Below are 7,025 nucleotides of genomic sequence, written 5' to 3'. Positions count from 1 at the left end.
AGGAGACCTCGCCCAGCCAGGACCGCTCGGCGGTCTGCTTGGCCTGGGTGATCAGTTTCTGCGACAGCTCGGCGGCCTTCGGGAACGGCGCCCCAAGGGCGTCTCCTCACGCCGTCTCCGCCCGGAGTTCCCCGACCTGGTCCGTCACTACTGGCGGGCAAACAAACTATGGTCCAGCTCCTACTTCGCCGGCACCGTCGGCGGCGCACCCTTGTCGGTGGTCCGCCAGTACATCGAGCAGCAGAACCGGCCGGTGTGAGCACTACCCGGCTCCGCCGGGACCAGCCTTCGCGGCGCTCCGCACCGCGGCTGAAGAACCGCGGTGTCCGGCTCCGCCGTACAAAAATCGGCGACGCTCCGCATCGCAGCAGCTGATTGGCTCCACCCCCGGCGTGAACGCCGGGGGACTGCGAATGAATCGCGGTAGCCCCGGTCACATCCGCAGGGGGTTGGATCTTGTCGGTCGGTGACATGCCGCACAGGACGTGGATCACGTACTAACGGAAATAGTGGTACGTGGGTTGGTTTGCCGTGCTGTTACGTGGCTGATGGGTTTCGGTGATTTGTCCGTTTCGGTGTGGAGGGTGGCGCGGTCGGCGTGCGCGGCTCGGGCGTACGGCGATGAAGTGCGGTTAAACCCGGGATGAGTGCATAAATCGGACGACGTTCGTCCCGGCCGGGTCGTCGGACGTCCCGGACCGTTTCCGGGGCGGGTCTACGAGGAGATGTCGTAGATGGGCGTTTTGGGTGTCGATGGGGGGCGGGGTTACCAAGGGATGGCCGGCCCGGCAGCACGAGGCAGTGCGCCGGGCCCCCTCATGTCCCAGTTCGAAAGGTCTGCCCATATGTCGAAGCGCACCCAGTCCCACCGCCCCGGTACGTCGATGCTCCGTAAGCGGGCTGCCGTCGTGGCCGCCGGATTCGGAGTCTCGGCGCTGCTGGGGGCCGGGGCCGCGGTCGCCGACTCCGCAGACGCCACCGCGCTCCCCGGTATCGCCGCCGGCTCCGTCGAGGCCCAGGCCACCGCGCAGGCCAAGGCCGCCGACAACGCCGCGAAGGCGAAGAAGGAGGCCGAGGCGAAGGCGAAGGCGGCCGAGGCCAAGAAGAAGGCCGCCGAGGAGAAGAAGGCCAAGTCCTGGATCGACCCGGTCAAGCACTACGAGCTCTCCGCCGGCTACTCGCAGGGCGGCAGCATGTGGGCCAGCGGCCACCACTCCGGCCAGGACTTCGCCGTGTCGACCGGCACCGACGTGATGGCCGCGCACAGCGGCACCGTCGTCAAGGCCGGTGGCAACGGCGCCGGTGACGGCCCCGCGTACGGCAACGCCATCGTCATCAAGCACGGCAACGGCACGTACTCCCAGTACGCGCACCTGTCCCGGATCGACGTGAAGGTCGGCGACACCGTCACCACGGGCGACCACATCGCGAAGTCCGGCGACACCGGCAACTCCAGCGGTCCGCACCTGCACTTCGAGATCCGCAAGACGGCGGACTACGGCTCGGCGATCAACCCCGTCTCCTTCCTGAAGAAGGAGGGCGTGAGCGTCTGACGACGCCCACCGCACCGGTCCGTCAGCTGTGATGGGCCCGGGTGACCAGGTCGGAGGCGACCTCGAGGATGGCCTTGCGCTTCTCCTCGGGGTCGCCTTCGACGTCTCTGAGGACGAACATTCCGGCGTGCATCGAGAACAGCGCGCTGAAGCAGCGGACCCGGTCGGTCAGCGTGACGTCCTCGGGGAGCAGATGGCCGAGCAGGGACGTCATCCGTTCCTTGAAGTTCTCGCCGATGCTCAGCTCGCGCATCGTCGCCTGGTTCTCCTGCATGAAGCGGAAGAGCGGGGCGGCGTCGGCCAGCGCGTTCGAGTAGTGGCCGAGGATCTCGAGCTTGGCCCCCAGCGTCGGCGGCTGCTCGGCGGCCCACGCGATCACGTCGTCGATCGGCCTCATCAGGTCCGTGAACAGACTGACGACGATGTCTTCCTTGGTCTTGAAGTGGTAGTAGAGCGCGGCCTTCGTCACACCGAGCCGCTCGGAGATCTCCCGCAGCGAGGTCTTCTCGTAGCCCTGCTCGGCGATGAGCTCCAAGGTCACGTCCTGAATGCGCTGGCGGGTGTCCCCGCGGCGCCGCTGCGGCTTACTGCTGCCCGTGACCATCGGCTGCTGCCTCTCGTGCCCTTGGTAAAAAACTTACTTGACGCCCGGCTAGTTGGCGCTCTACTTTCCCCATTGTAGGTAACTAGCCGGGCGACAAGTAAGTCCCGGGTGACGCAGGGGGAGTGGGGACCATGACACAGGCGGCGGCGCGGCCCGTGACATCGGATCAGAAGCCGGGACGGAAGTCGGATCGGAAACCGGATCAGAAGTCGGATCAGAAACAGGTGAAGCAGCCGCGCAGCGTGCGGGTCGTGCTGCTCGCGCTGATGCTCGCCATGTTGCTGGCCATGCTCGACAACATGATCGTGGGCACCGCGATGCCCACCATCGTCGGCGAGCTGGGCGGGCTCGAGCACCTGTCGTGGGTCGTCACCGCGTACACGCTCGCGACCGCCGCCTCCACGCCGATCTGGGGGAAGATCGGCGACATGTACGGCAGGAAGGGCGCCTTCCTGACCTCCATCGTGATCTTCCTGGTCGGCTCCGTGCTCAGCGGAATGGCCCAGGACATGGGGCAGCTGATCGGGTTCAGGGCCGTGCAGGGGCTCGGCGCCGGCGGACTGATGGTCGGGGTCATGGCCATCATCGGCGATCTGATCCCGCCCCGTGAGCGGGGCAAGTACCAGGGCATGATGGCCGGCGTGATGGCGCTCGCCATGATCGGCGGGCCGCTCGTCGGCGGCACCCTCACCGACCACCTCGGCTGGCGCTGGGCCTTCTACATCAACATTCCGCTCGGCATCCTCGCCCTCGTGGCGATCACCGCCGTGCTGCATCTGCCGAAGAAGCGGTCCGGGGGGTCCATCGACTATCTGGGCGCCGCGCTGCTCACCGTCGGCATCACCTCGATCGTGCTCGTGACGACGTGGGGCGGGAGCGAGTACGCCTGGGACTCCGCCGTGATCATGGAGCTGATCGGGATCGGCGTCGCCGCGCTCGTCGGGTTCGTGTACTCGCAGACCAGGGCCGCCGAACCGATCGTGCCGCTGCACATCTTCCGCAACCGGAACTTCACGCTGATGTCCGTGATCGGCTTCGTCACCGGCTTCGTGATGTTCGGCGCGGTGCTCTTCCTGCCGCTGTACCAGCAGTCCGTGCAGGGCGCGTCCGCGACCAACTCCGGTCTGCTGCTGCTTCCGATGCTGCTCGCGATGATGGTCGTCTCGCTGATCGCGGGCCGGGTCACCACCAACACCGGCAAGTACAAGGTGTTCCCGGTGGCGGGCAGCGTCCTGATGATCGTCGGTCTGTTCCTGCTCGCGCAGATGGACACCGGGACCTCGCGGTTCACGTCCGGGCTCTACATGGCCGTGCTCGGCGCCGGGATGGGCTGCCTGATGCAGATCACGATGCTGGTCGCGCAGAACAGCGTCGAGATGAAGGACATGGGCGTCGCGTCCTCTTCTACGACCCTGTTCCGTACGCTCGGGTCCTCGTTCGGCGTCGCCATCATGGGCGCGCTGTTCAACAACCGGGTGCAGGACGTCATGGCGGAGCGGGCCGGGGCGCTCGGCGGGAAGATCACCGAGCAGTCGGCGCAGCTGGACGCGGCGAGCCTGGCGAAGCTGCCGGAGCAGGCGCGGGACGCCTACCAGTTCGCGGTCTCCTCCGGCACGCACTCCGCGTTCCTGCTGGGCTCCGTGGTGGCACTCGGCGCGCTTCTCGCGGCGGTCTTCGTCAAGGAGGTCGTGCTGCGGGGGGCCGCGCCGACCCCCGCCCCCGAGGACGCGGTGCCCAGCGATGAGGCCGTGGCGAAGTCCGGCTGACCCCGGCTCCGGTCGGTTCGGGCGGTCCTCGGTGCCCTACGGTGCCGGGGACCGCTCCGTCTGTGTGTCGTCGTCGCCCGTGAGAGCTGGGCCGACGGGTGGCTGAGTTGCCCTGCGCGGCAGTTCATGTGGGACGTGCGGTTCAGCGGCCGGTCGGCAGGTTCGCCCCGCCGGTGCAGTCCAGTACCACTCCCGTCAGGAACCCGTTCGTGGCAAGGGAGTTGATGGCCTGCGCCACCTCCTCGGGGCGTCCTGCGCGACCCACCGGGGTGGTCGCCGCGAGCCCCGCGAACAGTTCCTTGCGCTGCTCCTCGGGGACCCGGCCCCACCACGGGGTGTCGATGACGCCGGGCGACACGGCGTTGATCCGGCGCGGGGCGAGCTCCACGGCGAGCGGCGGGATCATCGACTCCAGCGCACCGTTGATCGCGGCCAGGCCCGAGGTGCCGGGGAAGGCCGCGCGGGCCGAGGCCGCCGTGATGAGGGTGATCGACGCGTGCTCGGTCAGCCGCGGCAGCGCCGCCTTCAGGATGCGCAGGTGGGGCCAGAACTTGGCGTCGAAGCCGTGCGCCAGGTCGTCGAGGTCGAGGTCGGCGAACGGGCCGCTGCCCGCCGCGCCGCTCACCGCGACGACGAGGTGGTCCACGGGCGCCGTGGTGGCGAAGAAGGCCTCGATGTCGCCCTGATCGGTGGCGTCCATGCGGTACGTGGTGGTCTTGCCGCCGATCCGCGCTGCCGCCTCGTCGAGCTTGCCGTGGTCGCGGCCGGTGATGGTGACCTCGGCGCCCTGTGCGGCGAACAGCGCGGCGGTGGCCTCGCCGATGCCGGAGCTGCCGCCCATGACGAGGTGTGGGTGGGTGTGCCGGAGGGTGTTGCAGCAGTCATGGTGACCCTGTCCGCTTGGTCCCGGGGTCCCCTGGGTGGTTGACGAGACCGTCGGTCTCGATAGGGTGAGTGTTACCGAGACCGAGAGTCTCGTCAAGAGATTTCCGACGAAAAGGCCGCCGGAACTCCCTTACGGAGAAGCGGAGAAGGTGAGTCGCATGCCCCCTGAGCGGGCCCACACCGGACGCCGACGCAACGAGGAGGCGCGCCGCGCCGTACTCGACGCCGCCCTGCGGCTGCTCGCGGACGCGGACGGCGCGGCGGTGAGCGTGGACGCCATCGCGAGGGAGGCGGGCGTCGGCAAGCAGACGCTGTACCGGTGGTGGCCCTCGAAGGGCGCGGTGCTCCTCGACGCGCTCACGGACCGCGCCGACGCGGAGGTGCCCGCTCCCGACTCCGGCGCGCTGCGCGGGGACCTGCGGGCGGTGGTCGCCGCGACGTTCGCGGGGGCCCAGCGCGACCCGGTCGCCCCGGCCCTGCGCACGCTCGTGCGGGAGGCCGCGAACGATCCTCATCTGGCCGATCTGATGCGGGAGTTCACGGGGGCGCGGCGGGCCGCGCTGCGCGAGGTCCTGGAGCGGGGTCGGGAGCGCGGTGAGCTGGCGGACGACTGCGACGTGGAACTGATGGTGGATCAGGTCTACGGAGTCTTCTGGTACCGGTTCCTGCTGGGGCACGCCCCGTTGGGGGAGTCGGAAGCGATTCGGCTCGCGGACTCCCTCGTACGACAGGGGAGTTGACCGGAGCCGGGGTTCACTTGCCGCCCGGCAGCCGCACCATCGGGAAGCTCCCCGTGTTCGTCGGGGCGTGCTCCGGCAGCCACAGCACGGCCACGGCGCCCTCCGCGGGGGCGTCGTGGTCCGCTCCCTGCGGGCGGATGTTGCGGAACGTGAGGCGCGCGCCGAGCACCCGGGCCTGGCCCGCCGCGATCGTCAGACCGAGGCCGTGCCCGTGCCCCGCGCGGTCCGCCGCGCCGGTGCGGAAGCGGCTGGGACCGGCCTCCAGGAGCTCCTCCGGGAAACCGGGCCCGTGGTCGCGCACCCGGAGCACCCGTCCCTCGATGCTGACCTCGATGGGCGGGCGGGCGTGCTTGGAGGCGTTGGCCAGCAGGTTGAGGAGGATGCGCTCCAGGCGGCGCGGGTCCGTCGTCACCGCGGACTCGTGGATCACGTGGACGCTGACGCCGTCGCCCGCGCGGGCCGCGATCCGGCGCTCCACGAACTCGCCGAGCATGATGTCCTGCAGCTCGGCCCGCTCGGCGGCGCTGTCGAGCCGGGCCACCTCCAGGACGTCCTCGACGAGCGTACGCATCGCCTGCGCACGGTCCTTGACGAGTTCGCTGGGCCGTCCCGGAGGCAGCAGTTCGGCCGCGGTGAGCAGACCGGTGACCGGCGTGCGCAGCTCGTGCGCGATGTCGGCGGTGACCCGGCGCTCGGCCTCCAGGCGCTGCTTCAGGGCGTCGGCCATGGCGTCCACGGCCTGCGCGAGATCGTCCGTCTCGTCGAGTACGACACCGCCTATGGCACGCCGGACGCGGACGTCGCTCTGACCGGCCGCGACATCGCGGGCCGCGCTCGCCGCCTTGCGCAGACGCCGGGAGAGCTGGCCGCCGATGAGGACGCCGAGCGCGCTGCCGCCGAGCACGACGGAGATCGAACCGATGAGCAGCGCCTTGTCGAGGTCCTTCATCACGGTGGCGCTGCGGTCGGCGAACCGGGTGTGCACCGAGAGGATCCCGCCGTTGCCGAGCGGGACCGCGGCCCAGATGTCGGGCACGCCGCCGGCCGACTCCGACACGTAGGTGACGCGGCGGCCCTCGCGGGCCTTCGCGCGCAGGTCGGGCGGGAGCAGCGGATCGTCCACCTTGAAGCCGACGGGCAGATTGCCGCCGCGCGCCTCGTACTGCCGCTGCACGAACTGGATCCGCTCGTCCTGTACGTCCCGCGCGCTGTCCAGCATGGAGACGCGGGCCGCGTTGTGCACGACGAGGCTGAGGGCGACGGCGACGAGGGCGCCCACGAAGGCGATGGCCACGCTGATCTTCCAGCGCACGCCGGTCCGCAGACCGTGCGGGATCCAGGAGCGGGCGGACTTCCGCACGCCACCCGCGGAGCGCCCGGTGCCCGAGCCTTTGGCAGCGGCCGTGGCGCGCGGCGCCGGTACGGCCGTCTCCGACGGGGTCTGCGTGGTCCCCCTTCTCATATGCGCTGTCCCATC

The 7,025-nt window shown here is 70.0% G+C and carries 7 protein-coding genes; 4 read left to right on the top strand and 3 right to left on the bottom strand.

What is annotated here, in order from left to right; translation table 11 throughout:
* Together ACWD2L_RS39305 and ACWD2L_RS39300 are read left to right on the top strand one after the other, a co-directional pair.
* Positions 1-259: transposase (locus ACWD2L_RS39305; protein WP_351341962.1), on the top strand; the 259-nt coding region annotated here is incomplete at its 5' end.
* 586 nt (positions 260-845) lie between these two features.
* The gene (locus ACWD2L_RS39300) at positions 846-1,553 is read left to right on the top strand and encodes a M23 family metallopeptidase (protein ID WP_351341960.1); all 708 of its coding nucleotides are present in this window, start codon (positions 846-848) and stop codon (positions 1,551-1,553) included.
* A 22-nt stretch (positions 1,554-1,575) separates the two neighbouring features.
* On the opposite strand, the gene ACWD2L_RS39295 is transcribed toward ACWD2L_RS39300, so the two are convergent.
* Complete coding sequence (locus ACWD2L_RS39295) at positions 1,576-2,157, bottom strand: TetR/AcrR family transcriptional regulator (protein WP_351341958.1); 582 nt, start codon at positions 2,155-2,157, stop codon at positions 1,576-1,578.
* 131 nt (positions 2,158-2,288) lie between these two features.
* Here ACWD2L_RS39295 and ACWD2L_RS39290 point away from each other — a divergent pair, with 131 nt between their 5' ends.
* Positions 2,289-3,923, top strand: coding sequence for an MDR family MFS transporter (locus ACWD2L_RS39290; protein WP_351341956.1), 1,635 nt, complete (start codon positions 2,289-2,291; stop codon positions 3,921-3,923).
* Between the two features lie 142 nt (positions 3,924-4,065).
* On the opposite strand, the gene ACWD2L_RS39285 is transcribed toward ACWD2L_RS39290, so the two are convergent.
* Positions 4,066-4,764: an SDR family oxidoreductase gene (locus tag ACWD2L_RS39285; RefSeq protein ID WP_351341954.1), complete on the bottom strand. Its 699-nt coding sequence runs from the start codon at positions 4,762-4,764 to the stop codon at positions 4,066-4,068.
* A 202-nt stretch (positions 4,765-4,966) separates the two neighbouring features.
* Between ACWD2L_RS39285 and ACWD2L_RS39280 the strand changes: the two genes are divergently transcribed.
* Positions 4,967-5,548: a TetR/AcrR family transcriptional regulator gene (locus tag ACWD2L_RS39280; RefSeq protein ID WP_351341952.1), complete on the top strand. Its 582-nt coding sequence runs from the start codon at positions 4,967-4,969 to the stop codon at positions 5,546-5,548.
* A 13-nt stretch (positions 5,549-5,561) separates the two neighbouring features.
* On the opposite strand, the gene cseC is transcribed toward ACWD2L_RS39280, so the two are convergent.
* The gene (gene cseC, locus ACWD2L_RS39275; RefSeq protein ID WP_451193598.1) at positions 5,562-7,010 is read right to left on the bottom strand and encodes a two-component system sensor histidine kinase CseC; all 1,449 of its coding nucleotides are present in this window, start codon (positions 7,008-7,010) and stop codon (positions 5,562-5,564) included.
* Positions 7,011-7,025: the final 15 nt, after the last annotated feature.

It is taken from the genome of Streptomyces sp. NPDC002754 (genome assembly GCF_053592315.1).
The sequence above is the reverse complement of the archived record's forward strand: the minus strand, read 5'-3'. Positions and strand labels throughout refer to the sequence as shown.